Below are 23,537 nucleotides of genomic sequence, written 5' to 3'. Positions count from 1 at the left end.
ACAAAAACAAAAAGCTACTCTCTTTCGAAAGTAGCTTGTATTATAGCATATAACATATACTTATTTTTTTAACCAATCGTTTACCTTTTCTGGAGACATGATTGATTCAACAAAAGTGTAAGCTCCAGTTTTTGGAGATTTTACCATTTTAATTGCTTTTGTTAATCTCTTTGATCCTGTTTGTAAGGATGCTACTGATTTCTTTGCCATGACTTATTATTTTATTTCTTTGTGAACAGTCATTTTCTTTAAGATTGGATTAAATTTCTTAATCTCTAATCTGTCCGGAGTATTCTTTTTATTTTTTGTTGTGATATAACGAGAAGTTCCTGGTTGTCCAGAAGCTTTGTGCTCTGTACACTCTAGTATCACTTGAACTCTATTTCCTTTCTTCGCCATTGCTATTGGTATTTATACTTTATGACTGAATTACTTGATAAAACCTTTCGCTCTTGCTTCTTTTAGCACAGCTGAGATTCCTTTTTTATTGATTGTTTTTAATGCTGAAGTAGAAACTTTTAATGTTACCCACTTATCTTCTTCAGGAATGTAGAAACGCTTTTTTGTAAGATTCGCATTAAATTTGCGTTTTGTCTTATTCATTGCATGGGATACATTGTTCCCTACCATAGCTTTCTTACCTGTTAATTCACAAATTCTTGACATCTGTACTAAACTTTTAAGTTATTCAAAAACGAGGTGCAAATTTACATTTTTTATTTTTCTCAGCAAATATTTAGTTACTGTTTTTTAAAATTTCTTCAAGTAACATTTCAAAAGCTTTCGTAACGGCTTTGTTTACTACCTTTTCTCTCGGTTGTCCAAAATTAAATTCTTTGGAAATAACTCCTGTAGGAGTAGCGATACCTATAAAAACGGTTCCAACGTCTGCATCTGAATTTCCTTTACTTGGTCCGGCATTTCCTGTAGTAGCAATTGCATAATCTGAATGATAGGCATTTTTTGCACCATTTGCCATCGCTTCTACAACTTCTCCACTAACGACAGAATGTGCTTCAATTAATGCTTCTGGCACGCCTAAGACATCTATTTTAGATTGTACCGCATATGTAACCGCGCTTCCATTGAAAAATGCAGAAACACCCGATTCTTGAGTTATTTGCGCAGCAACACGTCCGCCAGTACAGCTTTCGGCAGCAGCCAACTTTTGATTCTTTGCAACTAACAACTCACCTATTTGTGTTACAATACTACTTTGTCCTTCAATACCTTGAATGATATCTCCAATGATTGGATAGAGTTTTTGCGCATAACTATCAACTGCTTCTATAATTTCTTCTTTGTCTTGTCCTTTACCTGTTAGACGCAATCGAACTTTCCCAAAATTTGGCAAGTATGCAAGTTTCACATTGTGTGGAAGATTATTTTCCCAATCTTCAATTTTCATCGCAATGTTACTTTCTCCCATTCCATAAGTCAATATGGTTTTATGATATATGAATGGTCGCTCAAATTCTTCTTGTAGTTTTGGAATGATATAGTTTGTCATCAATCCGCGCATTTCATACGGAACACCTGGCATAGATATAAAAACTGTATTGTCTTTTTCTAACCACATTCCTGGCGCAGTTCCAAATTCATTCATTAATACTTGTGCTTTGGAAGGCACCAACGCTTGATCTCTGTTCAAATCAGAGATGGAAGATGTTGTTATATATTTTGCAAATAACTCTTCAACATGCGCTAATACTTTTTCGTTTCGTACAAGTGTGTCTTTAAAATATTCGCAAAGTGTATGCTTTGTAATATCGTCTTTTGTAGGTCCTAAACCGCCTGTAATTAAAACAACATCTACTTTTTGTTTTGCTTCCTCTAAAGCTTCCAAGATGTGTTGCTTATCATCTTGTATGGATGTAATTTGATGAACCGAAATTCCGATTTCATTCAATGCCTTTGATATGAATACGGAATTTGTATCTACTATTTGACCTATGAGAATTTCATCGCCAATCGTAATTATTTCTGCAATCATATATTTATTATAAGTTGAAGTCTTTTTTTAGTGCTGCAATATTATTTGTGATTTTTGAATACACCTTTGCATATGCTGTTCTGATATCAGAAATATTTGTTTGGGCTTTTGACCATGCTAAAATTTGAAGATTTAATTCATAGGATTCGTTCATTCCTAATAAATCTAAATTGGGTTTTATCTTATGACTAACTTGGTATATCCCTGTGTAGTTTTCTGTATCAACCACTTTCGTAAACTGGATAAGATCTGATGGAATTTCTTCAATAAAAGCAACAACTACCGCTTCTACAAATTCTTTATCACCATCTCCTAATTCGAGTATCTTTTCTAAATTGTATGCCATTTTATTTTACTAGTATTGAAAATAATTGTTGTTGTTCTAAATATCCTACTAAGCGATCTTCTGCATTTACTTTGCCAACACCTGCTGGCGTTCCCGTAAAGATGATATCTCCTATTTTGAGTGTAAAATATTGTGAAACATATGCAATTAGTTCATCTATTTTCCAAAGCATTTGCTTTGTGTTTCCCTGTTGAACAATTTCTTTATTTTTTTCTAATCTAAAATTAAGATCATCTAAATTTTCAAATTGATCTTTTGAAATCCATTGTCCTACAACTGCCGATCCGTCAAATGCTTTTGCTTTTTCCCACGGCAATCCTTTTTCTTTTAATTTTGACTGTAAATCGCGCGCTGTGAAATCAATCCCTACACTAATTTCATTGTAATATTTGTGCGCAAACTTCTGATCAATATATTTTCCCAATTTATTAATTTTTACTAAGATTTCCACTTCGTGATGAATTTCTTTTGAAAAATCGGGAATAAAGAACGGTTGTTTTTTTAATAATATTGAGGTATCCGATTTCATGAAAATTACAGGATCTACGGGCTTTTCATTGGCTAATTCTTCAATGTGCTTTGCGTAGTTTCTTCCGATGCAAATTATTTTCATTAATATGTATTTTGGGTTATGGTTAGTTAGTTAATTTTAGTTTGAATGCTGGTGCTACAACTTCTTCTTCTTTAAAGTCTGCACGTGGCATTTTTAGTTTTCGCACTTTTTTCCAGCCATTGACAGACATATAATAGGAATATGAATCTCCATCATTTTCAATAATTCCTTTAAAAATAGGTGCGTATCTTTTTTGTTTTATATCTTGTATTTGCAATGAATCACTTACTTGTAAATGAATGACTTCTTCAAATGCATTATCTTCAATAAATAAATGCTCTACTACAATAAAAAAACCTCCTCTTGGCACTTCTATTCCATTAGATGGCATTTTTATTTTTGTCTTGGCCTGTTTGTAACTAACTTCTACAATCATAGGATCTACCAAGTCTTCATCAGGCATTTTATCAGCTGATGCTGAAACTACACGAAATCTAAATTTGGCATTTTGCCTTCCTTTTTTAAAAAAGAAGATCGATACTTCTTTGAGATAGTTTTCATCTCCTAAAGATGTTTCATACGGATAGTATCTAGCAAACATGGACGGATAAGCGCCACCACTAAAGTTACCTAACCCAATACCTCGTTTTCTTCTAAACGAATTGACGCGAACCACATCTTGTCGTTCTTCATTGGATAAATGAACCGCTTTTAAAAATTCAACCGAAGGTTCTAAGTGTATAGCAACATTTTCTCCTTGTTTTAATACTATTTTTTTATCTACAAAGCCAACACAAGTAACTTTTAAAATTGTACCGATCCATTCATCGGGCACCGTAAATTTGAATCTTCCGTTTTTGTCAGCCGTTGTTCCTCTTTTTTGTGAAGGAATAATTAAATGTGCATACGGAATCGGTTGTTGCGTTTCTTTATTGACGATGACACCGGAGATACTTTTTTGTGCATGCGCGAAAAAGAAACTAAAAAATGTAATGAGTACTATGGTAGCTTTTCTCATATCCATTTTTTGTATTTAGAATTTTGTATTTAGTTTACGCAATTTGATTGCCGTTAATACTTTTTTTGTATATAATGGGAAATTAGCATTAAGAATCCAACCAAAATATCCTGGTTCTTCTTCTAATACTTTTTCTACTTTCTTCCCTTTATGCTTTCCAAAAGAAAAAATTTCTTCATTGTCTTTATCAAACGCAATAAAACCAGCAAAATCTGCCATTTTTTTACGCGTTGTAAACTCACTTAACTTTTTAATGTCATTTTCTAATTCGTCATACTTATCTAACTGTGACTTTAATACTTCATAGGTAGCATTGGTATCAGCTTCTGCTCCATGTGCTCCTTCTAGGATCTTTCCACAATAGAATTTATAAGCTGCTGAGAGTGTCCGTTTTTCCATTTTATGAAAAATAGTTTGTACATCTACAGAAACTTTATTTTTCATATCGAAATCAATATCTGAGCGCAATAATTCTTCGGCAAGTAATGGAATATCAAATCGATCAGAATTGTATCCTGCCAAATCACTATCCTTTATCATATTATACACTTCTCTAGAAAGTTCTTTAAATGTTGGCTCGTTTGCCACTTTCTCGTCAGTGATTCCATGAATTTCAGAAACACTTGCAGGAATTGGCATTTCAGGATTTACCAACCAAGTTTTACTTTCCTTATTCCCGTTAGGATATACTTTTAATATCGAGATTTCTACGATTCTATCTTTTGCCACATCTACTCCAGTGGTTTCTAAATCGAAGAAGCAGATAGGATTATTTAGTTTTAATTCCATTATTTTATTTAAAAGAGTAAATTTACCACTATTACAGGGCAAATAAAATTATTTTGCGGTATAATAATTGATTTTAATGTATTATTAACAATAATATGAAAACTGATATGCTAAAGTATATATGCTTTACTTTTTTAATGTGTTTTTGTTTGATAACATCTTCGAATGCGCAAACAAAAGCTGTTGAAATTGTGGAAGTTAAAGCCAAGAAAAAAATCACGTTTTATGCCATAAACAATACAGATACCGATAAAGAAGTTTTTTTTAAGGTTGATGGAAAAGGCTTTCGAAAAAGTAGTTATAGACCTGTAATTAAGAGGATTCCTGCTAATAAAAAAGTATTGATCATTACTTTAATTCCGTTGAAAAATATAACTCCTGACTACACCTATTTTTTCTCTTTTGATGATAAATTACAAGAACTCAGTTTGGAAACATCAGTAAAAAACTGGAAAGAATTAGATCATTTAATTGACAAAGGAGAAACTATCATTTTTACGAAAGATGAATGCGCTAAGTGTGAAAAGTTACTCGGTATGTTGAAAGCAAATAGAATTAGACATAAAGCATTTAATATTTCTAAAAACGAACGTTATCGAGATTTTTTTTGGAATACAATTTCAAAAATGAAACGCCAAGACGTATTAATTTCTTCTATTCCTATTGCTATTGTAAAAGGAGAACTTCATGAAGGCTTAAATTTGATTTCTTTTATTGAAATGCTTAAGAAATAGATATTAAACCACTTTGCTTGTTGTTTATTCATTTATACTTTTTCATTTATAATACAGCATTTATAATTGAATGTTTCAACTTCATTACTCGTAGTTATACAGGGTTTTAAAATTCAAAGTCAGTAGAACTACCCCATCTTGTAAACACGAATTTTTGCTATGAAAAACTTCTAAAATCCGTAGTAATATTACACTATTATTAACCTATTAAATATTTTAATTATGGCAGCTAGACCTATTAGCATTACAGTAGTGAACAATTGTGGAACAACCGTTGAATTTGATAATGTAACTCATCAACACGGAACAACTCCAAAAATTACAAGTGGAAGCGGAACTTTAATAGATGGTGCACAATGTGTAGTATATGCAGAAAACTCTGGATTGGTAGGACCACAAGGTTCTTTTTCGTTTACTTTTCAAGATGGATCAGGAAAAGCATATAATTTCTCATACAATCATCCATATGGGACTGGAGAAACATATGTGAATGTTAACGATCCAAAAGGATATACTGATAAAATGACAGAGAATCATTTGGCACATCATGATGCATACTGTACTATTGAACTACAACAATTAGCATCTTAATTTAAAAACAAAAAAAGAGCCTTCAAATGAAGGCTCTTTACTTATATAGTTCTCTTTTTCTTATATATCTCTATTGCTATCCCAAGCTTCTAAATAATCAGCAACTTGTTTTACAAATTGTCCACCAAGCGCTCCGTTTACAACTCTATGGTCATAAGAGTGCGATAAGAACATTTTGTAACGGATTCCAATAAAATCTCCTTCTGGCGTTTCAATAACCGCAGGAACTTTACGAATAGCTCCTAATGCTAGGATTCCAACTTGTGGTTGATTAATTATCGGTGTTCCCATAATACTTCCAAATGTACCAACATTGGTTACTGTATAAGTTCCGCCTTGAATATCGTCAGGTTTTAACTTGTTAGCTCTGGCTCTACTTGCTAAATCGTTTACCGCTTTTGCCATTCCAACTAAGTTCAATTGATCTGCATTTTTAATTACAGGAACAATTAAGTTTCCATCTGGTAAGGCAGCTGCCATTCCTAAGTTGATGTTTTTCTTTTTAATGATAGTATTACCATTAACAGCAATATTCATCATTGGGAAATCTTTCAACGCTTTTGCAACCGCTTCCATGAATATTGGTGTAAATGTTAGTTTTTCACCTTCGCGCTTTTCAAAAGCTGATTTCATTTTTTTACGCCAGTTCCAAATCTTTGTTACATCAACTTCAACAAAACTTTGTACGTGTGCAGATGTTTGTACAGAAGCTACCATATGATGTGCAATGAGTTTCCCCATACGTGTCATTTCTATGATTTCGTCGCTTCCATTTACAGAAACTGGTGTTGCTGGTGTTGATTTTGGAGCTGGTTTCGAAACTTCTTTAGGCGCCGCAACTGTTTGTACTTGTTGTGCTCCTCTATTTTTAATATATGCAAGAATATCGTTCTTCGTTACGCGTTCGTCTTTTCCTGTTCCTGCGATATTATCTAATTCGGCTACTGATATTCCTTCTTCTTTAGCAATATTTTTAACTAAAGGCGAATAGAATTTTTCAGAAGTTGAAAAATCGTTGCTTACTGTTTCTTTTGCTGCTGCTACCGTTTTTGTTACTTCTGCAACTGCAGTTGGCGTTTCTTCAACTTTTGCTGCTGGTGCTGGTGTTGCTTCTTCACTTCCTTCTCCTTCAGTTTCAATTATAGCAACTGTTTGTCCAACTTTCACAACATCATCTACGTTGAATAAGATTTCAACTAAAACACCGTCAACTTCACTTGGTAACTCAGAATCTACCTTGTCTGTTGCGATTTCTAATACTGCTTCATCAGCTTCAATAGTGTCGCCAACTTCTTTGAGCCATGATATAATTGTTGCTTCTGCAACACTTTCCCCCATTTGAGGAAGTTTTAGTTCAAATTTTGCCATATCCTTAATCTAAAGATGTTATTTTATTTTATTTTGCGAAAATACTAAATAATATGATTTTTTGTTGAATTATTTTCAATTTAATTCTTTTACTTCGACATGCTCAGTAACCTAACTTCGACATGCTCAGCAACCTAACTTCGACATGCTCAGTAATCTTACTTCTGCTCGCTAAGTAACCACGCTTCTCCTCTATTTTTAGACGAGTCGCTACCGAGGATAAAAGTACTGCTTTTTAGCAATATTTTATAGTATCCAAGCTGTTTTTCAAAGATTTGAATGATCTCTTTTGTTTCAATAAAATGATTATCTAGAATGATTTCTGTTTGTTTTTTGTTTTCTATTTGACGAAAAAAGTGATTTAAATTTTCAACTTGCACACATTTTTTATTCGGATATACTACTTGAATTTGCTTGAAATGTGTTTTATTATTCGTCACAATCACACATTTTTGAATATCTTTTTGAATTTGTTTTTCCGAACTTGAAACTAACGGAATTACTTTCGCGCCAAGCGTAACCGCAATATCATAGACCAAATTTCTTTTGAAATGTTTTTTATAGAATAATTGCATCGCGCCGTAAAAACGTTTCGCATAGGTTTTGTCCTTTAAGGTACTTTCTCCTTTATAATGTATCACCGAAGTTTTACCGTAATAGTAATTTTGAAATCCTGCATTTTTGATTTTATACGATAAATCAATGTCTTCACCATACATAAAGTAATCTTCATCGAAACCAGCTACAGCTTCATACACACTTTTTTTCATCAACATAAACGCACCAACTAAAATGTCTACTTTACCAATTTCGTTTTCATGTACTTCTGAATAATACCCTGAGTTTTTGTTTCCAAGAATTTTCTTCACCGAAACCATTGGTGTTGGAATGTTTCGCTTGCTTTCGGGTAAAAACTGTCCGCTTCCGTCCACTAATTTACAACCTATACTTCCTAGATTTTCTTTTGTTTCTGCAAATTTCAGGATTTGTATAAATGTATCTTCTGCAACAATTGTATCAGGATTTAAGATACACACATACTCACCTTTTGCTATTTTTACTCCTTGATTGTTTGCCTTCGCAAAACCTACATTTTCTTTGTTTGCTATCAGTTGAATCTGTGGAAATGTATTTTTCATCATTTCACAACTATCGTCAGGCGAATTGTTATCTATCACAATTATTTCTGCATTCAAATTTACAATAGCTGCTTGCACACTTCGGACACAAGCCTCTAAAAAGTAGCGTACATTATAGTTGAGAATGATAATGGAGAGTTTCATGTAGTGTTGAAAATTAAGAGCTTTTCAGAGAATTTTCAAATGGAACTCTATTGATGATACTTCGCCCAAGCGTAACCTCATCAGCATATTCTAATTCGTCTCCAACTGAAATTCCGCGCGCAATTGTAGATGTTTTTACTTCGTAATTTTCAATTTGTTTGTAAATGTAAAAATTCGTTGTGTCACCTTCCATTGTGGAACTTAACGCAAAGATGATTTCTTTTATTTTACCATCTTTTACTTTTTCTACCAAACTCTCAATTGTTAAATTATGTGGACCAACACCATCTAATGGAGATATTTTTCCACCTAATACATGATACAAACCTTTGTACTGCGCCGTACTTTCAATTGCCATGACATCTCGAATGTCTTCCACTACGCAAATTAAATCTTGTTGACGATTTGCATTCATGCAAATATCACAAACTTCAACATCAGAAATGTTATGACAACTTTTACAATGTTTTATTTCTGTACGTAAATCTTGTAATGCTGTTGCCAAATGTAATGTTTGACTTTCTGGTTGTTTTAATAAATGCATCACTAAACGTAACGCCGTTCGCTTTCCAATTCCTGGTAATTGCGAAACTTCGTTTACAGCATTTTCTAAGAGTCTTGAGGAGAATTCCATTTGGCAAATTTAGCACTTTTTTAATTCAGAATTCAGAATTGTTAAGTGTTAAATACTGAATTTTAGAAATGTTTAAGATTAAAATCATTTCGAGCACATAAAAAGCAATCTGTTTATTAAAATCTCTTCTATTGAGTTGTATTTATGATTCCAGATCAAGTCCAAAATGACTAAGTAACGATTAAAAAATCCTTGAATAATTAAATTTTTGAATTTTTGAATAGTGCAAAGCGTCTAAGTTTGTATTTTGCAATACAGAAAACATACATATGCAGCCAATTCACATTTTATTACTGATTGCCGGATACTTTGGCGTTTTAATTTTGATCTCTTATTTCACAGGAAAAGACGATAGCAATGAAACCTTTTTTAAAGCTTCACGAAAATCGCCTTGGTATGTGGTAGCTTTTGGAATGATTGGCGCTTCGCTTTCGGGTGTTACGTTTATTTCCGTGCCAGGTTGGGTTGAAGCTTCTCAGTTTAGTTATATGCAAGTAGTTTTTGGCTATTTGGTTGGTTATTTTATTATAGCGTATGTATTAATGCCAATTTATTATCGCTTGAATGTAACATCTATTTATCAGTACTTAGAAGATAGATTTGGCGTTACAAGTTATAAAACTGGTGCTTTCTTCTTTTTAATTTCTAGAATCCTTGGAGCTTCATTCCGTTTGTATTTGGTTGCAATTGTATTACAACGTTATGTATTTGATGCGTATGAAATTCCGTTTGCAGTAACTGTTACGTTATCTATTTTATTGATTTGGTTGTATACGTTTCGCGGTGGAATTAAAACAATTGTTTGGACAGATACGTTACAAACCTTATTCATGTTAATTGCTGTTGGCGTTGCTATTTATTTGATTTTAACAAACCTCAACATGAGTTTTGGTGAGTTTTGGAATTCTGACGCATTAGCTGAATACAATCAAATATGGTTTACTGATAACTTGATGGCAAAGAATTATTTTGTTAAATCATTCCTTGGCGGATTGTTTATTGCGGTTTGTATGACAGGACTTGATCAAGATATGATGCAAAAGAACTTAACGTGTAAAAGTTTAGGTGACGCACAAAAGAATATGGTTTCCTTTAGTGTTGTATTGGTTGTTGTAAACCTTATCTTTTTATTACTTGGAGCCTTATTATTTATGTATGCTGCTCAAAATAATATTTCCGTTCCACTTATGGATGGAAAACCAAAAACAGATTTGCTATTTCCTGAAATTGCGCTCAATGGCGGATTAGGAATTTCATTAGCTGTTGTATTTTTATTAGGATTAATTGCTGCTGCATATTCTAGTGCAGATTCCGCTTTGACTTCCTTAACAACTTCGTTTTCTATTGACTTTTTAGGAATAGAAAAGAAACCTGAAAATGAACAAAAACGTACACGAAAACTGGTTCATATTGCTATGTCAGTTGTGCTAATTATTGTGGTGATTATCTTTAACAGTTTGGCAAATAAAAGTGTTATTGATAGTTTGCTAACAATTGCTGGTTATACGTACGGACCATTGTTAGGTTTGTTTGCCTTTGGAATTTTTACCAAATATAAAATCGTTGACAAACGCGTATGGATCGTCACGCTAACTTCAATATGCTTAACATATTTGCTTGCGAATTTTGGGAGTTATTATACGTATGTTACCGAAGATGTTGTCAATCTCGCGGAAGCAACAAAACTCTCTAAAGAAACTTTTTATCAGTTTGGGTATGAATTATTACCCATTAACGGGTTCCTTACTTTTCTTGGGCTCGTATTGATTAGACGCCAATAATACTAAAGTACATGCTACTTCATGATCTATATTATTATTTCCTAATAGTTGATAAAACTCTGGGTTTTCAGTTCCTGGATTAAAAATAACGCGTTTAGGCTGTAACGAAATAATATAATCGTAAAAAGCTGATTGACGTGTTGCGTTTAAATACAACGTAATTGTATGAATGTCTGAATATTGCTCTAATTCAGTATCGATTGTTATGCCACTAATTTCTCCTTCTTTCAATCCGTATGCTACAACTTCATGTTCGTAAGCTACTAATTTCTGAACTGCTTTATGTGAAAAGCGATGTGTTTTTAGGGAAGCACCTAGCACTAGTGTTTTCAATGAATAAATATTTAATAGGTTAAGATTTTATATACGCTCTGGTAAAGCTTATACAAATCTAGTAATTTTTCATCTGTAACGCTGTTTTTTGTTAAATTATGTTAAAAGATGTTAAATAGCGTAACACAAAATACTTTCCCTCGTCAAGTATGCATACTTCCAGTAAATCTGGAAATATCATCAAAAACAAAAAACGAACTAATTACATGAGAAAACTAATCACACTCTGCGTGATAATGCTCTGCTATGCATTAAACGCTCAAAACACTGCTGCCCTCAAAATAGGAACTATTACAGGAAAAGTAATCGATGCGACTACGCAAGAAACAATCCCGTATGCAACTATTGTCATTAAATCTAAAGCTGACAATAGCGTTATCAAAGGAGCAATTACAGATGATAACGGAAAATTTAAAATTCAAAAAATCCCAACTGGATTCCTTCTTGTAGAAATTCAATTTATTGGATACGAAACTATCACTAGAGATGTAAATATTTCAAAAGATAATAAAGTTGTATCTATTGGAACTATTTCATTAACCGAAAGCGTTTCTACGTTAAATGAAGTAGAAGTTGTTGCCGAACGAACTACAATAGAACAAAAAGTAGATAGAAAAGTTATTACCGTTGGAAAAGACTTGGTAACAAGTGGACCAACAGCTTCAGATATCATGAATAATTTACCTTCTGTAAATGTAGATCAACAAACAGGAGCTATTAGCTTGCGTGGAAATCAGAATGTACGTGTAATGGTAGATGGAAAGTTATCTAATATACCTACTGCTCAATTGTTACGTCAATTGCCTTCAAACTCTATCAAGAAAATTGAATTAATTACCAATCCTTCAGCTAAGTACAATCCGGAAGGAATGAGTGGAATTATCAATATTGTATTGCGTAAAAACGTAAATATTGGATTTAACGGAAATGTAAATATTGGTTTGACACGTGAACGTGAAGCTAAGTTTAATAGTTCTATTGATATGAACTATCGTAACGGAAAATTTAATCTTTTTGGTAACTACAGCAACAATATTTCCAAAAATGCTAATAATGGAAATATCCTTAGAGTAGACGAAAACTCTGAGCAATTATTTAGCTTTTTAGATAATCGTAAAACGCACTTATTTAAAGTTGGAATTGATGTATACTTAAATGATAAGAATACGATTTCATTCTTTACAAATCAAAATATTTCGGATAGTAAAACTGATGGTAGTACAAATGTATTTTTCTATGATGACCCGCAATTTAACAATTTCCAAAATTTCTTTGCAGGAAATGACAATCTTGCTTCTCAATACAACTTTAACTATAAATATGATATTGATGATGAAGGCCATAATATTGAGTTAGAAGTAGATTATAATGTATTTGATGCAGATGACAATATCGATTTTCGTTTTGCTGGCGCGAATATATTTCCAAATTATATAGATGAAACAGAAACTGATAGAGATCGTACTACTATTAATTTAGATTATGTACGTCCGTTAAAAAATAAAGCAAAATTAGAAGCTGGTTTAGAAGCACGTTTATTTAACTCTGGTATTGACTACCAATCTTCTGGATTTTCTTTTGACGAACTTGGAAACTTACGTAGAACGCCAAGTACCGATTTTGAATACAGTAGAGATATCTATTCTGCGTATGCAACGTATGGAAAACAATATGAAAAATGGTCGTACCAAGTTGGTTTACGAGCTGAAAGTGTACAAGTAGACGCAAATGCTTTATCAAGAGAAATTGAAACTACAGACACTAATGATATTGTATTTGAAAACGATTATATCCAAGTATATCCTTCTGCATTCTTTACATACAGTCCGTCTGAGAAAAATTCATACCAAGTTAGTTATAGTAGACGTGTTGACCGTCCTGGAATTGGGCAAGTAAATCCAATTAGAGAATGGAGTACACCATTAATTTCTTCTTTTGGAAACATTAATTTACAACCACAGTTCACAAACTCTATGGAAGTAAACTATACTAGAAAAATTGGAAACAAAGGAACGATTACTGGAGGTGTTTTTTACAGAATTATTGAAGATGAAATTAACAGAGCTGTATTTGTAGATCGTACAGATATTAACCGATTAATTTTAACACACGATAACTTTGATAATACTTCAGCATATGGAGTTGAAGTCTCAAGTAATTTCAGACCAACTAGCTGGTGGAGTTTTAACACTAGTTTTGACTTCTTTTCTCAAACACAAAAAGGAATTACAGAATCATTAAACGCACCAACCGATGTCGCTACTGTAGATAATATTGTTCGTGAAACGGTAGAAGTTGATAACACTGCCTGGAACTTTAGAATGTTTAACAACTTTAAAGTTACTAAGAAATTAAACTTATCTGCTTTCGGATTCTATAGAGGAAGTGTACAAGGTTTACAATTTAAAATGGAGCCAATGTACTTCGTAAATATTGGTGCTCGTTACTCATTTGCACAAGGGAACGGAACTTTAAGTGTAAACTACAATGATATTTTCAACACTCAAGAGTTTGGTTTTGATGGAAACAGACCTTTCCGTCAAATTGGAGCTTTCAGATGGGAAAGTAATACTGTAAATGTTAGTGTTTCATACCGTTTTGGAGGTGGAAAATACAGAGCAAAATCACGTAAGAGACGTGACAATGATGAAAAATCAGGAAGTGGCGGATTTCTATAAGCCACAAACTATACAATCTTAATAACTTCAATTATTATTGATGGTTAGTGTTAATTGAACGTTATTAATCAATGAAAACCTTACTTGTGCACAAGTAAGGTTTTCTGTTTTTTCATACGACATATGTATGTTATTTATCTAAGAATTAAGACGTTTAAACCGAAATATTGTTAAAGTTCTACTAAGCCCTCAGTAAATCTCAAAAAAAACATCCAATTTTGTAATCAGAAAGTTATTCAGTATTGATTACAGGTTAATTATTCGAATTTAGCACTCTAACAAATACCCTAAAAATATTGCGTAACATATATTAGATAGGATATATCTAGCAAAAAATCCCAAGCTCGTCAGAACTTGGGACTTTTTTTTACCCTAATTATCATTTTTCTTCATTTTTAACTACGCTTATTAACTTTTTGCTACGCTTATAAATTCGCCTATGTTTTTCGTATTTATTATCGATAGTTTTGATGTAAACATTAACATAAAACAGATATAAATGATGAAAAAAATTACACTTATTTTACTATTAATCTCTTCAAGTTTTTTGAGCGCGCAAGTCGGTTCATTAGATGTAGACTTTGGAGATAATGGAAAAGTGATTACTTCCATTAATGGAAATGAAAAAGGCTATGGAATAGCTATGCAAAGTGATGCTAAAATAGTTATCGCAGGTTACTCTAACGACCCAACGTTTGGTGAAAATTTTATATGCATCCGATACAACACAGATGGAAGTTTGGATACAAGTTTTGGTAATGGTGGAATTGTGTCTACCGATGTTCAATTGGGTAGTGATGATAGAGCTAAAAGTGTTGTCATCCAAAATGATGGGAAAATAATCTTAGCTGGTCATAGTGATAACGGTTCAGATAGAGATGCAGCAATAGTAAGGTATAATACAGATGGAAGTTTGGATACAAGTTTTGGCAATGGAGGAATTGTCTTAACTGATTTTGAAAACAATCAACAAGATTTAGTAAATCGTGTAAGAATTCACAATCTAACAGGAAACATTATTATTGGTGGAGAAACTGTAATTAATTCTACAACTTCAAAACCAGTATTAGCAAGGTATACTTCCAATGGATCACTTGACACATCATTTAATAGCACTGGAATTCGTTTATTATGGATTACAAGCTTAGATTATCAATATAAATTTTCATTAGAAGATTTTCAAGTAAAAACCAATGGAAAAATTACAGCTATTGGCTGGAGAGATTTTATAAATTTATCTTGGAGTTCTGATTATTGGGCATGTCAAGTAAATACTAATGGGACTATGGACACAACTTTTTCAACTGATGGTGTTAATACTTATAATGGTAGTTTTAATGGACATGACAGAGCTTTTTCTATGTTATTTAGAAACAATGGAAATATTCTTCTTTCTGGAGCTGGATATGTTGATGATTTACAATACGATGTTACTGCTTTTGAATTAACTTCTTCCGGTGGTGTGGCTACACCTTACACTCGTATAGAGTATAACACGCAAATCATTCCACAAGATTTTTGTTACGGAATGGCAGAGGATAGTAACAATGAATACATTTTAGTGGGAAGTTCTGGAAACACATCAAACAAGTCTATTACTTTAAGTCGTCTAAATTCTGATTTATCATTGGATACAGATTTTGGTACTAGTGGAAAAGTTATAAATAATTTCGATTCTAATAGTTTAAATGAAGCTTTTGATGTTACAATCCAAGCGGATGGTAAAATTGTATTAGTAGGCTACACAGGAAATAATATCGTCGTTGCTAGGTATGAAACTGAAGATAGTTTATCTGTAGAAGAGTTTGCAAACACATCCGTTTCGGTATATCCTAACCCAACTAGAGATTTTCTAAATATCTCTTTGAATAATTATTCATACAACAAAGGTACAATCGTATTGTACTCAACTGTAGGAAGTAAAATTCTTGAACAAAAAATAGATTCTCAAAAAGTATCTTTGGAAGAACTAAAAACAGGCATGTACGTGTATGAGTTATTTCTAGATAATAAACTTGTAAAAAGAGGAAAAGTAATCAAACAATAATCTCAGATTCAAAAAAATCCCAAGCGCAACAGAACTTGGGATTTTTTTCATTGTATATTTTCTAGGTTTACCATTTAATAATAACACTTCCCCAAGTGAATCCACTTCCGAAAGCTGCCAATACTACCGTGTCTCCTTCTTTAATTTTTCCTTCTTCCCATGCTTCTGTCAACGCAATCGGAATTGAAGCCGCTGTTGTATTTCCATAACGCATAATATTATTATATACTTGATCATTTCCTAATCCGAATTTCTTTTGAATAAACTGCGCTATTCTCAAATTCGCTTGATGTGGAATTAGCATATCAATATCCTCTTTTTGCAATCCATTTTGCATCAAACCTTCCATAATTACTTCACTAAAACGAACTACTGCATTTTTAAATACAAACTGTCCGTTCATATGTGGAAAATAAGATGTATCCTCTACATTATTCTCATAATCTGCAATAATATCATTTACCCAACGCGTTCCCATTCCTGGAGCAGTTAAAGCTAATTCTTCAGCATGTTCACCTTGCGAATGTAAATGCGAAGATAATATTCCTTTTCCTTCTGCTGAACTTCTTGATAGCACTGCTGCTCCTGCTCCATCTCCAAAAATTACAGAGACACCTCTTCCGCGAGTTGTCATGTCTAATCCGTGTGAATGCAATTCAGAACCAATAACAAGAATATTTTTATACATTCCTGTTTTTATAAATTGATCTGCAACTGAAATTGCATATACAAACCCTGAACATTGATTTCGTACATCTAAAGCACCAACAGTTTTAATATTCAATGCTTTTTGAACCATTACACCTGGACCAGGGAAATAATAATCGGGACTCAAGGTTGCAAAAATGATAAAATCAATATCGTCTTTATCTATTCCTGCACGTTCAATAGCTACTTTTGCAGCTTTCACGCCCATTCCTGAGGTTGTATCTTCGGTTCCTTTTACGGCAAATCTTCGTTCTTTAATTCCAGTTCGTTCCTGTATCCACTCGTCATTAGTATCCATTAACTTGGATAAATCATCATTTGTTACCACATTATCTGGAACATAATGTCCTAATCCTATAATTCTAGATGTATACATATATTATCAATTTTATAATTTTCAGTGTAAAACTGAATTGCAAATTTACAAATTCTTAAAATTTGAATAACAATAATAAGCATTATTAATTTCTCCACGAAGTTTAAAAAGTACTATACATCAAAAAAGCGCATCTATATCTAATAAATGCGCTTTAAAACAACCTAACCAATAAATAAACAATTGATTAAGGAAGTAGTCTCTTCTCATAGCAATCTTTTTCCTTAATCATATACAGTAAATCGAAATGATTTCAGATTCCTTACAAACTTTTTCTTTTTTTATTGATTTTTTTTTAAAACATACATCTGTCATCTTGTCACTTGAGCTAAAATGGTATTTTTTTTGAAAAGAAAATCATCAAACAATACTAATTTATAATCACAAAACTAAAAAGATAACAAATGGCAACAGGAAATATTAATGTATCTGTAGAAAATATTTTCCCCTTAATTAAGAAGTTCTTATACAGCGATCACGAAATCTTTTTAAGAGAACTTATTTCTAACGCAACGGACGCAACGCTTAAGCTAAAACATTTAACAAGTATTGGTGAAGTAAGTGTAGAATACGGAAATCCAGTTATAGAAATTAAAGTAGATAAAGAAGGAAAAAAACTGCACATTATTGATCAAGGAATTGGAATGTCGGCAGATGAAATCCAAAAATATATTAATGAAGTCGCTTTTTCTGGAGCAGAAGAGTTTTTAGAAAAATATAAAGATTCTGCCAAAGATTCAGGAATTATCGGACATTTTGGACTTGGATTCTACTCTGCCTTTATGGTTGCAGAAAAAGTAGAAATTATTTCGAAAAGTTTTAGAGAAGAAGATAAAGCTGCACATTGGACATGCGATGGCTCACCACAATTTACTTTAGAAGAGCACGACAAAACAGCAAGAGGAACTGAAATTATTCTTCATATTGCTGAAGATTCAACAGAATTCTTAGAAGATGCTAGAATCAATGAATTATTAGTGAAGTATAACAAGTTTATGCCAATCGCTATTAAATTCGGAACAAAAGAAGAAACCTTACCACTGCCGGAAGATGCAGAAGAAGGCGCTGAAGCTGAAAAAATCACAGTTGATAATATCATCAACAATCCAAATCCAGCTTGGACAAAACAACCTGCTGATTTAGAAGATGCTGATTATAAAAGTTTCTACCGTGAGTTGTATCCAATGCAATTTGAAGAACCTTTATTCAATATTCATTTAAATGTAGATTATCCATTTAACTTAACAGGTATTCTATATTTCCCGAAACTTGGGAACGATATGAATATGCAAAAGGATAAAATTCAATTATACCAAAATCAAGTATTCGTTACAGATAATGTAGAAGGAATTGTACCAGAGTTTCTAACAATGCTAAAAGGTGTTATTGATTCTCCAGATATTCCGTTAAATGTTTCACGTTCGTACTTACAAGCAGATGGAAATGTTAAGAAAATCTCTTCATACATTACACGTAAAGTAGCTGACAAATTAAATTCTTTATTCAAAAACAATAGAGAAGATTTTGAAGCAAAATGGAATGATATTAAAGTCGTGATTGAATATGGAATGCTTTCAGAAGAAAAATTCTTTGACAAAGCTGACAAATTCACATTATATCCTTCAGTAGATGAAACATACTATACTTATGAAGAATTAAACGAAAAAATCAAAGATACGCAGACAGATAAAGATGGTAAAACTATTATCTTATATGCTTCTAATAAAGATCAGCAACACAGTTATATTGAAGCTGCAAAAGCAAAAGGATATGAAGTGCTATTGTTAGATTCTCCAATTGTTCCTCACTTAATTCAAAAGTTAGAAACATCAAAAGAAAATATTTCGTTTGCACGTGTAGATGCAGATCATATTGATAATTTAATCAAGAAAGATGAAGAGCAAATTTCTAAACTTTCTGATGAAGAAAAAGAAAGCTTAAAAACGACATTAACAGAAGTTGTTCCTGCTGACAAATATACTGTTCAGTTAGAAGCAATGGATTCTGGAGCTTCACCATTTATGATTACGCAACCAGAATTTATGCGCCGTATGAAAGAGATGCAACAAACTGGCGGTGGCGGAATGTTTGGAATGGGGAATTTCCCAGAAATGTACAATCTTATCGTGAATACAAATCATGAGTTGGTTGGAGAAATTCTAAACACAAAAACAAAGAAAAAACAAGAACGCTTAATCAAGCAATCGTTAGATTTAGCACGTTTATCTCAAAACTTATTAACGGGAGAAGAGTTGACACAATTCATCAAACGTAGTTATGATATGATCAAATAAAAAATAAAATTAATACGTACTTTAAGGCCTCTTCAATTGAAGAGGCTTTTTTTTGTAACCAAATTGTATGTCAATCGTCAAATAAGCATTCAATCAAAAATAATATATATGAAAACATTCTTAAATTGGAAGCTATGGCTTCTACTGTTCTTTGTGTCAATTCCAGCTGTTCAGTTTGCACAAAACATGGAAAATACAATTGATCAAATAGTAAACGATCAATACAAAAATTTTGAAGCTGGCATCTCAGTTTTAGTCGCAAAAGATGGAAACGTTTTATATAGAAAGGCCTTTGGGAAATCAAATCTTGAATTAAATGTTGATATGGTTTCTGAAAATGTCTTTGAAATTGGTTCCATTACAAAGCAATTTACTTCCGTTGGTATTTTAATGCTGTTAGAAGAAGGAAAGCTTTCGCTAGATGATGAAATCACTAAATTCATTCCTGATTATCCAACCAAAGGAAACACCATTACTGTGCATCATCTTTTAACGCATACTTCAGGAATTAAAAGTTATACTTCTATTCCTGCTTTACGTGATTTTGCAAAAAAAGACCTCTCTCCTACTGAACTCATTGATGCTTTCAAAAACGAGCCTATGGATTTCAAACCTAGTGATGAGTACAGGTACAACAATTCTGGCTATGTAATATTAGGATACATCATTGAAAAACTAAGTGGAATGGCATATGAAGATTTTATTCAGAAAAGAATTTTTGACAAGCTAAACATGAACAATTCCTATTATGGTAGTAAATCAAAAATTATTAAAAATAGAGCTTCTGGTTATCAAGAACGAGAAAAAGGCTTTGTAAATGCAGATTACATCAGCATGAATATTCCGTATGCAGCTGGTTCCATTATGTCTACAGTAGATGATTTATATACATGGCAAAAAGCGATTCGCAATCACGTTTTAATTTCTAAAGAAAGTTTAGCCAAAGCGTTTACAAATTATACGCTTAACAATGGTTCTAAAATAAATTACGGATATGGCTGGTCGCATGATAGTATTAATGATACGCCAGTAATTGAACACGGTGGTGGAATTTTTGGCTATACAACACATGGAATTTACGTTCCTAGTAAAAATGCTTACATCATTGTTTTAACAAATAATGGTTCACGTTCTCCAAGTGAAACAGCATATAAAATTGCTGCAGTTGCTATTGGAAAACCATATCCAGATGCTTCAAAAATAGTAACACTTACTAACAAACAATTGAAAAAATGGGTTGGCGCTTACAAGTTTGAAGGCGATGTTGTCCGACATATAACACTTAAAGACAATCAATTGTACAGCAAGCGTGTTGGTAGCAATGCTGCTTTTAAAATTTTCCCGCTTTCGCAGAATCGTTTCTTCTTTGAAGACAGTTTTGCGGAATACATTTTCACAGATGGAAAACAAAGAAGCGTTGTTTTCAAAAGTAATATCAATCAATCAAAAGGTATAGAAACTGACGAGTAATACTAAAAAAACCACAAATTAAAAAAAGATAAAATTTGTGGTTTTTTATATTAAAATTTGATTGTTTTCTATTCTTGAATAATATCAGAAGTTACCGTTTTTGTACAATCGCCAGCCCATGGACATTTTGCACATTTTTTTCCATCTTTATCTGGTACACAACCATCCGTAGTGGAACAAGCTTTTGAAGTACACGAAATTCCTGCATATTTTAAAGTTGTATCTCCTTCTATTTTTAATAACGTGGTTGTGATTTTATCTCCATGGTACGAAGACAAATAGTAACTATCTTCTATTTTCTTTAACTTTACAGAACTGATAACCACAGGAGCACTTTTACCAACGGACAAGTTTGTAGAAACTAGTTTTACAATTGCGTATTGTTCAGCTTTGCTAAGTGTCATTTCTTCAATGGTTAAGTCATCCGAAGAACAAGAAATGGTTAGTAAAGCACATGTCAATACTAGTGCAAATATTCTTTTTTTCATGATTGGTCATTTAATTCTAAGCAAACATATGTAAAAAGAAAACAGTATCCTTATGGGAACCCATAAAACACGTAAGTTTTGTAAGATTTTAACTATTTTTAATGTAAAGTAATGATTTAATGTAGATGTATTGGCAAACTACTGTTATTTAATAAGATCTTTTTATTTTTACCAAAACTAAACTCTTTGAAACTCCTCGAAACACATATTGTCCCTAAACTAGATTCTCCTGTTCGAATTCAAGAATATGAAGTTCCTATTTTTAAAAGCATTTTAAGTAAGAGTGCGCTTAAAAAAGTACTCAAAAAGAAGTTAATCTATGTAAATGGAAGAATTGCCACAACGGCAACATACCTCAACACAAACGATATTATTGAAGTTTTTGAAGAAAAAACAGTTGTGAAAAAAATATTTAAACTAGAAATTCCTGTCATTTTTGAAGATGACGATATTGCTATTATCAACAAACCTGCTGGATTTCCTACCAATGGAAATTATTTCAAAACCATTGAAAATGCATTACCGCATAATCTGAAACGTTCTGAAGCAAATGATGCGTTACAGTTTCCCAAACCTCTACATCGATTGGACAATCCAACTTCGGGAATTTTAATTATTGCCAAAACAAAAAGTGCTCAAATTCATTTGTACAAACAATTTGAACAACAACAAATTTCTAAGGAATATCAGGCAATTGTATTAGGCAAAACTGAATTAAAAGGTGAAATTCATTCGGCTGTAGCCGAAAAAGACGCGTTCACCATATATGAAACGATACAAACAGTTCCTTCGTTACAAAATGAATTTCTTTCACATGTAAAGTTAGTTCCAAAAACAGGAAGAACACACCAATTACGAATTCATTTGGCAAGTATCAATCATCCAATTGCAGGTGACCAACTTCATGGAAATCCTGAAGAAAATTATAAAAAAGGATTATTTTTATGTGCAACCGCTATTCAGTTTACGCATCCAAAAACGATGGAGAAAGTTTCGTTTTCTAGTACGCTACCCAACAAATATAAAAGTATTTTAGAACGTGAAGAAAGGCGTTTTCTAAAGTTTAATCAATAAAAAAACGAACTGAAGTCCGTCTTTTATTTATATTAACAAGCGATATTCCACGAAGGACAACCCCTAGTATGATTATTTGCACAATTACAATTATCGTCCTTTCGTTTTGGAGGAGAACTGTCATCTTCATCATCATCGGTAATTCCTCCATAAAGTCTTCCCACAATTGCCTTACTTAAGACTATTTTACTAAGGTTTCTTTTTTTCATTTTACTATGTTTTAAAAATTAATAATATTGCAAATGACAATATTTATCTATGAGAAAAAAGAAAAGTTTTTGATACTTTATAAAACATCACATATTCTTAAAATCAAAAAAGACGAGTCAAAAACTCGTCTTTCTCATTATTTTCTTAATGATTTGAATCTAGCGGACTACAAATGGGCAAATTGTGAATATTACAATAAAAAGGTCCCGAAAAACATCCGGTGTTGTGTTGTACTGGGCATCCTGGACTAAGTCCTCCATGAATATTTTTTTGATTTGCTTTCTTTAATAAGCGAACGCCTTCTAATACTGAAATGTTTTTTAACATACTATATTGGTTTTAGGTTAATATATAATTAGTTATAGTTTGCACATAAATTACAAACACACACAATTAGAAAAATTACAACGTGTTATTGGTCCGCTTTTCCCTGGTGCTGCTGTTCCTCCTTTTATTTCTTTACTACTGAAGGTTGAAATAACTTTTTTGTTAATCGTTAACAATTGAAAATTCTTTTTTTTCATGATTCTGGTTTTTGATTCTATACTAATGTAAAAAATGTTACTTTCAATCATTTACGGGAAGACCGTACTTAACTTTATGAAGAAATATATTGTATAATGGCATTCATTGCTTTGTCTGTCATTTTTGCTATATTGACAGTCACTTTTGCTGTAATTTCATGAATCTTAATTTACACATCTTGTTCTTCTCCTAAAATTTGCTTCGCTGTTTTAATTTAAAATCTTTTTAATGAATTGATCATATT

At 32.3% G+C, this 23,537-nt stretch carries 25 protein-coding genes; 8 read left to right on the top strand and 17 right to left on the bottom strand.

The features are described from left to right. Positions 1 to 60: 60 nt before the first annotated feature. The 8 genes from Q0828_RS22645 to Q0828_RS22610 all read right to left on the bottom strand — a co-directional run bounded on the left by Q0828_RS22645 (position 61) and on the right by Q0828_RS22610 (position 4,699). Positions 61 to 210, bottom strand: coding sequence for a DUF4295 domain-containing protein (locus Q0828_RS22645; RefSeq protein ID WP_298427086.1), 150 nt, complete (start codon positions 208 to 210; stop codon positions 61 to 63). A 6-nt stretch (positions 211 to 216) separates the two neighbouring features. Then, positions 217 to 399 (bottom strand): 50S ribosomal protein L33, encoded by a 183-nt coding sequence (gene rpmG, locus Q0828_RS22640; RefSeq protein ID WP_010134999.1) that lies wholly within the window; start codon positions 397 to 399, stop codon positions 217 to 219. Positions 400 to 429: 30 nt separating this feature from the next. Beyond that, positions 430 to 666 (bottom strand): 50S ribosomal protein L28, encoded by a 237-nt coding sequence (gene rpmB / locus Q0828_RS22635; protein ID WP_007094745.1) that lies wholly within the window; start codon positions 664 to 666, stop codon positions 430 to 432. 70 nt (positions 667 to 736) lie between these two features. Further along, positions 737 to 1,993: a competence/damage-inducible protein A gene (locus Q0828_RS22630; protein ID WP_298427064.1), complete on the bottom strand. Its 1,257-nt coding sequence runs from the start codon at positions 1,991 to 1,993 to the stop codon at positions 737 to 739. A 7-nt stretch (positions 1,994 to 2,000) separates the two neighbouring features. Next, positions 2,001 to 2,339: an Hpt domain-containing protein gene (locus Q0828_RS22625; protein ID WP_298427061.1), complete on the bottom strand. Its 339-nt coding sequence runs from the start codon at positions 2,337 to 2,339 to the stop codon at positions 2,001 to 2,003. 1 nt (position 2,340) lies between these two features. Next, on the bottom strand, positions 2,341 to 2,952 hold the full coding sequence (locus Q0828_RS22620; protein WP_298427058.1) for a fumarylacetoacetate hydrolase family protein: 612 nt from the start codon (positions 2,950 to 2,952) through the stop codon (positions 2,341 to 2,343). Between the two features lie 22 nt (positions 2,953 to 2,974). Continuing rightward, positions 2,975 to 3,910 carry a carboxypeptidase-like regulatory domain-containing protein gene (locus tag Q0828_RS22615; RefSeq protein WP_298427056.1) on the bottom strand — a complete coding sequence of 312 codons (936 nt, stop codon included), beginning with the start codon at positions 3,908 to 3,910 and terminating at the stop codon, positions 2,975 to 2,977. Positions 3,911 to 3,925: 15 nt separating this feature from the next. Continuing rightward, complete coding sequence (locus Q0828_RS22610) at positions 3,926 to 4,699, bottom strand: 3'-5' exonuclease (protein WP_298427053.1); 774 nt, start codon at positions 4,697 to 4,699, stop codon at positions 3,926 to 3,928. A 149-nt stretch (positions 4,700 to 4,848) separates the two neighbouring features. Between Q0828_RS22610 and Q0828_RS22605 the strand changes: the two genes are divergently transcribed. Then, the gene (locus Q0828_RS22605; RefSeq protein WP_298427050.1) at positions 4,849 to 5,433 is read left to right on the top strand and encodes a hypothetical protein; all 585 of its coding nucleotides are present in this window, start codon (positions 4,849 to 4,851) and stop codon (positions 5,431 to 5,433) included. Positions 5,434 to 5,655: 222 nt separating this feature from the next. Beyond that, positions 5,656 to 6,024, top strand: coding sequence for a hypothetical protein (locus tag Q0828_RS22600; RefSeq protein WP_298427047.1), 369 nt, complete (start codon positions 5,656 to 5,658; stop codon positions 6,022 to 6,024). 60 nt (positions 6,025 to 6,084) lie between these two features. Here Q0828_RS22600 and Q0828_RS22595 read toward each other — a convergent pair whose 3' ends face one another. The 3 genes from Q0828_RS22595 to recR all read right to left on the bottom strand — a co-directional run bounded on the left by Q0828_RS22595 (position 6,085) and on the right by recR (position 9,309). After that, positions 6,085 to 7,392 (bottom strand): dihydrolipoamide acetyltransferase family protein, encoded by a 1,308-nt coding sequence (locus Q0828_RS22595; protein ID WP_298427045.1) that lies wholly within the window; start codon positions 7,390 to 7,392, stop codon positions 6,085 to 6,087. Positions 7,393 to 7,550: 158 nt separating this feature from the next. Continuing rightward, complete coding sequence (locus tag Q0828_RS22590) at positions 7,551 to 8,675, bottom strand: glycosyltransferase family 2 protein (RefSeq protein ID WP_298427043.1); 1,125 nt, start codon at positions 8,673 to 8,675, stop codon at positions 7,551 to 7,553. Positions 8,676 to 8,688: 13 nt separating this feature from the next. Then, on the bottom strand, positions 8,689 to 9,309 hold the full coding sequence (gene recR / locus Q0828_RS22585) for a recombination mediator RecR (protein WP_298427042.1): 621 nt from the start codon (positions 9,307 to 9,309) through the stop codon (positions 8,689 to 8,691). Between the two features lie 269 nt (positions 9,310 to 9,578). On the opposite strand from recR, the gene Q0828_RS22580 reads away from it, so the two are divergent. Then, the gene (locus Q0828_RS22580; RefSeq protein WP_298427039.1) at positions 9,579 to 11,090 is read left to right on the top strand and encodes a sodium:solute symporter; all 1,512 of its coding nucleotides are present in this window, start codon (positions 9,579 to 9,581) and stop codon (positions 11,088 to 11,090) included. Here Q0828_RS22580 and Q0828_RS22575 read toward each other — a convergent pair. After that, positions 11,034 to 11,423, bottom strand: a complete 390-nt coding sequence (locus tag Q0828_RS22575) for a CoA-binding protein (RefSeq protein WP_298427036.1) — start codon at positions 11,421 to 11,423, stop codon at positions 11,034 to 11,036. The two genes, Q0828_RS22580 and Q0828_RS22575, sit on opposite strands and share 57 nt — an antisense overlap. Positions 11,424 to 11,629: 206 nt before the next feature. Here Q0828_RS22575 and Q0828_RS22570 point away from each other — a divergent pair, with 206 nt between their 5' ends. Continuing rightward, a complete protein-coding gene (locus Q0828_RS22570) occupies positions 11,630 to 14,101 on the top strand; it encodes an outer membrane beta-barrel protein (RefSeq protein ID WP_298427033.1) in 2,472 nt (823 codons plus the stop codon). Between the two features lie 499 nt (positions 14,102 to 14,600). Next, the gene (locus Q0828_RS22565) at positions 14,601 to 16,148 is read left to right on the top strand and encodes a T9SS type A sorting domain-containing protein (RefSeq protein ID WP_298427030.1); all 1,548 of its coding nucleotides are present in this window, start codon (positions 14,601 to 14,603) and stop codon (positions 16,146 to 16,148) included. Positions 16,149 to 16,215: 67 nt separating this feature from the next. On the opposite strand, the gene Q0828_RS22560 is transcribed toward Q0828_RS22565, so the two are convergent. Next, positions 16,216 to 17,232, bottom strand: a complete 1,017-nt coding sequence (locus Q0828_RS22560; RefSeq protein WP_298427027.1) for a beta-ketoacyl-ACP synthase III — start codon at positions 17,230 to 17,232, stop codon at positions 16,216 to 16,218. Positions 17,233 to 17,636: 404 nt separating this feature from the next. On the opposite strand from Q0828_RS22560, the gene htpG reads away from it, so the two are divergent. Both htpG and Q0828_RS22550 read left to right on the top strand, forming a co-directional pair. Next, entirely contained in the window at positions 17,637 to 19,526 is a 1,890-nt protein-coding gene (gene htpG, locus Q0828_RS22555) for a molecular chaperone HtpG (RefSeq protein ID WP_298427025.1), read from the top strand. Between the two features lie 108 nt (positions 19,527 to 19,634). Beyond that, positions 19,635 to 20,996, top strand: a complete 1,362-nt coding sequence (locus Q0828_RS22550) for a serine hydrolase domain-containing protein (protein ID WP_298427022.1) — start codon at positions 19,635 to 19,637, stop codon at positions 20,994 to 20,996. Between the two features lie 68 nt (positions 20,997 to 21,064). Here Q0828_RS22550 and Q0828_RS22545 read toward each other — a convergent pair whose 3' ends face one another. Beyond that, positions 21,065 to 21,484 carry a hypothetical protein gene (locus Q0828_RS22545; RefSeq protein WP_298427019.1) on the bottom strand — a complete coding sequence of 140 codons (420 nt, stop codon included), beginning with the start codon at positions 21,482 to 21,484 and terminating at the stop codon, positions 21,065 to 21,067. A 186-nt stretch (positions 21,485 to 21,670) separates the two neighbouring features. Between Q0828_RS22545 and Q0828_RS22540 the strand changes: the two genes are divergently transcribed. Then, on the top strand, positions 21,671 to 22,558 hold the full coding sequence (locus Q0828_RS22540; RefSeq protein ID WP_298427016.1) for an RluA family pseudouridine synthase: 888 nt from the start codon (positions 21,671 to 21,673) through the stop codon (positions 22,556 to 22,558). A 32-nt stretch (positions 22,559 to 22,590) separates the two neighbouring features. On the opposite strand, the gene Q0828_RS22535 is transcribed toward Q0828_RS22540, so the two are convergent. The 3 genes from Q0828_RS22535 to Q0828_RS22525 form a co-directional block, all read right to left on the bottom strand. Further along, entirely contained in the window at positions 22,591 to 22,767 is a 177-nt protein-coding gene (locus Q0828_RS22535) for a hypothetical protein (protein ID WP_298427014.1), read from the bottom strand. 145 nt (positions 22,768 to 22,912) lie between these two features. Continuing rightward, on the bottom strand, positions 22,913 to 23,095 hold the full coding sequence (locus Q0828_RS22530) for a hypothetical protein (RefSeq protein ID WP_298427011.1): 183 nt from the start codon (positions 23,093 to 23,095) through the stop codon (positions 22,913 to 22,915). A gap of 50 nt (positions 23,096 to 23,145) precedes the next feature. After that, positions 23,146 to 23,292: a hypothetical protein gene (locus Q0828_RS22525; RefSeq protein ID WP_298427006.1), complete on the bottom strand. Its 147-nt coding sequence runs from the start codon at positions 23,290 to 23,292 to the stop codon at positions 23,146 to 23,148. Positions 23,293 to 23,537 lie beyond the last annotated feature (245 nt).

Origin of the sequence: uncultured Kordia sp., assembly GCF_947496985.1 — a bacterium.
Taxonomy (GTDB): Bacteria; Bacteroidota; Bacteroidia; order Flavobacteriales; family Flavobacteriaceae; genus Kordia.
Note: the sequence above shows the minus strand (reverse complement) of the source record. Positions and strands in the feature narration are given on the sequence as shown.

Coding starts and splice junctions, on each gene's coding strand:
- Q0828_RS22645 (WP_298427086.1), bottom strand. CDS start 210: ATGGCAAAGAAATCAGTAGCATCCTTACAAACAGGATCAAAGAGATTA.
- rpmG (WP_010134999.1), bottom strand. CDS start 399: ATGGCGAAGAAAGGAAATAGAGTTCAAGTGATACTAGAGTGTACAGAG.
- rpmB (WP_007094745.1), bottom strand. CDS start 666: ATGTCAAGAATTTGTGAATTAACAGGTAAGAAAGCTATGGTAGGGAAC.
- Q0828_RS22630 (WP_298427064.1), bottom strand. CDS start 1,993: ATGATTGCAGAAATAATTACGATTGGCGATGAAATTCTCATAGGTCAA.
- Q0828_RS22625 (WP_298427061.1), bottom strand. CDS start 2,339: ATGGCATACAATTTAGAAAAGATACTCGAATTAGGAGATGGTGATAAA.
- Q0828_RS22620 (WP_298427058.1), bottom strand. CDS start 2,952: ATGAAAATAATTTGCATCGGAAGAAACTACGCAAAGCACATTGAAGAA.
- Q0828_RS22615 (WP_298427056.1), bottom strand. CDS start 3,910: ATGAGAAAAGCTACCATAGTACTCATTACATTTTTTAGTTTCTTTTTC.
- Q0828_RS22610 (WP_298427053.1), bottom strand. CDS start 4,699: ATGGAATTAAAACTAAATAATCCTATCTGCTTCTTCGATTTAGAAACC.
- Q0828_RS22600 (WP_298427047.1), top strand. CDS start 5,656: ATGGCAGCTAGACCTATTAGCATTACAGTAGTGAACAATTGTGGAACA.
- Q0828_RS22595 (WP_298427045.1), bottom strand. CDS start 7,392: ATGGCAAAATTTGAACTAAAACTTCCTCAAATGGGGGAAAGTGTTGCA.
- Q0828_RS22590 (WP_298427043.1), bottom strand. CDS start 8,675: ATGAAACTCTCCATTATCATTCTCAACTATAATGTACGCTACTTTTTA.
- recR (WP_298427042.1), bottom strand. CDS start 9,309: ATGGAATTCTCCTCAAGACTCTTAGAAAATGCTGTAAACGAAGTTTCG.
- Q0828_RS22580 (WP_298427039.1), top strand. CDS start 9,579: ATGCAGCCAATTCACATTTTATTACTGATTGCCGGATACTTTGGCGTT.
- Q0828_RS22570 (WP_298427033.1), top strand. CDS start 11,630: ATGAGAAAACTAATCACACTCTGCGTGATAATGCTCTGCTATGCATTA.
- Q0828_RS22565 (WP_298427030.1), top strand. CDS start 14,601: ATGATGAAAAAAATTACACTTATTTTACTATTAATCTCTTCAAGTTTT.
- Q0828_RS22560 (WP_298427027.1), bottom strand. CDS start 17,232: ATGTATACATCTAGAATTATAGGATTAGGACATTATGTTCCAGATAAT.
- htpG (WP_298427025.1), top strand. CDS start 17,637: ATGGCAACAGGAAATATTAATGTATCTGTAGAAAATATTTTCCCCTTA.
- Q0828_RS22550 (WP_298427022.1), top strand. CDS start 19,635: ATGAAAACATTCTTAAATTGGAAGCTATGGCTTCTACTGTTCTTTGTG.
- Q0828_RS22545 (WP_298427019.1), bottom strand. CDS start 21,484: ATGAAAAAAAGAATATTTGCACTAGTATTGACATGTGCTTTACTAACC.
- Q0828_RS22535 (WP_298427014.1), bottom strand. CDS start 22,767: ATGAAAAAAAGAAACCTTAGTAAAATAGTCTTAAGTAAGGCAATTGTG.
- Q0828_RS22530 (WP_298427011.1), bottom strand. CDS start 23,095: ATGTTAAAAAACATTTCAGTATTAGAAGGCGTTCGCTTATTAAAGAAA.
- Q0828_RS22525 (WP_298427006.1), bottom strand. CDS start 23,292: ATGAAAAAAAAGAATTTTCAATTGTTAACGATTAACAAAAAAGTTATT.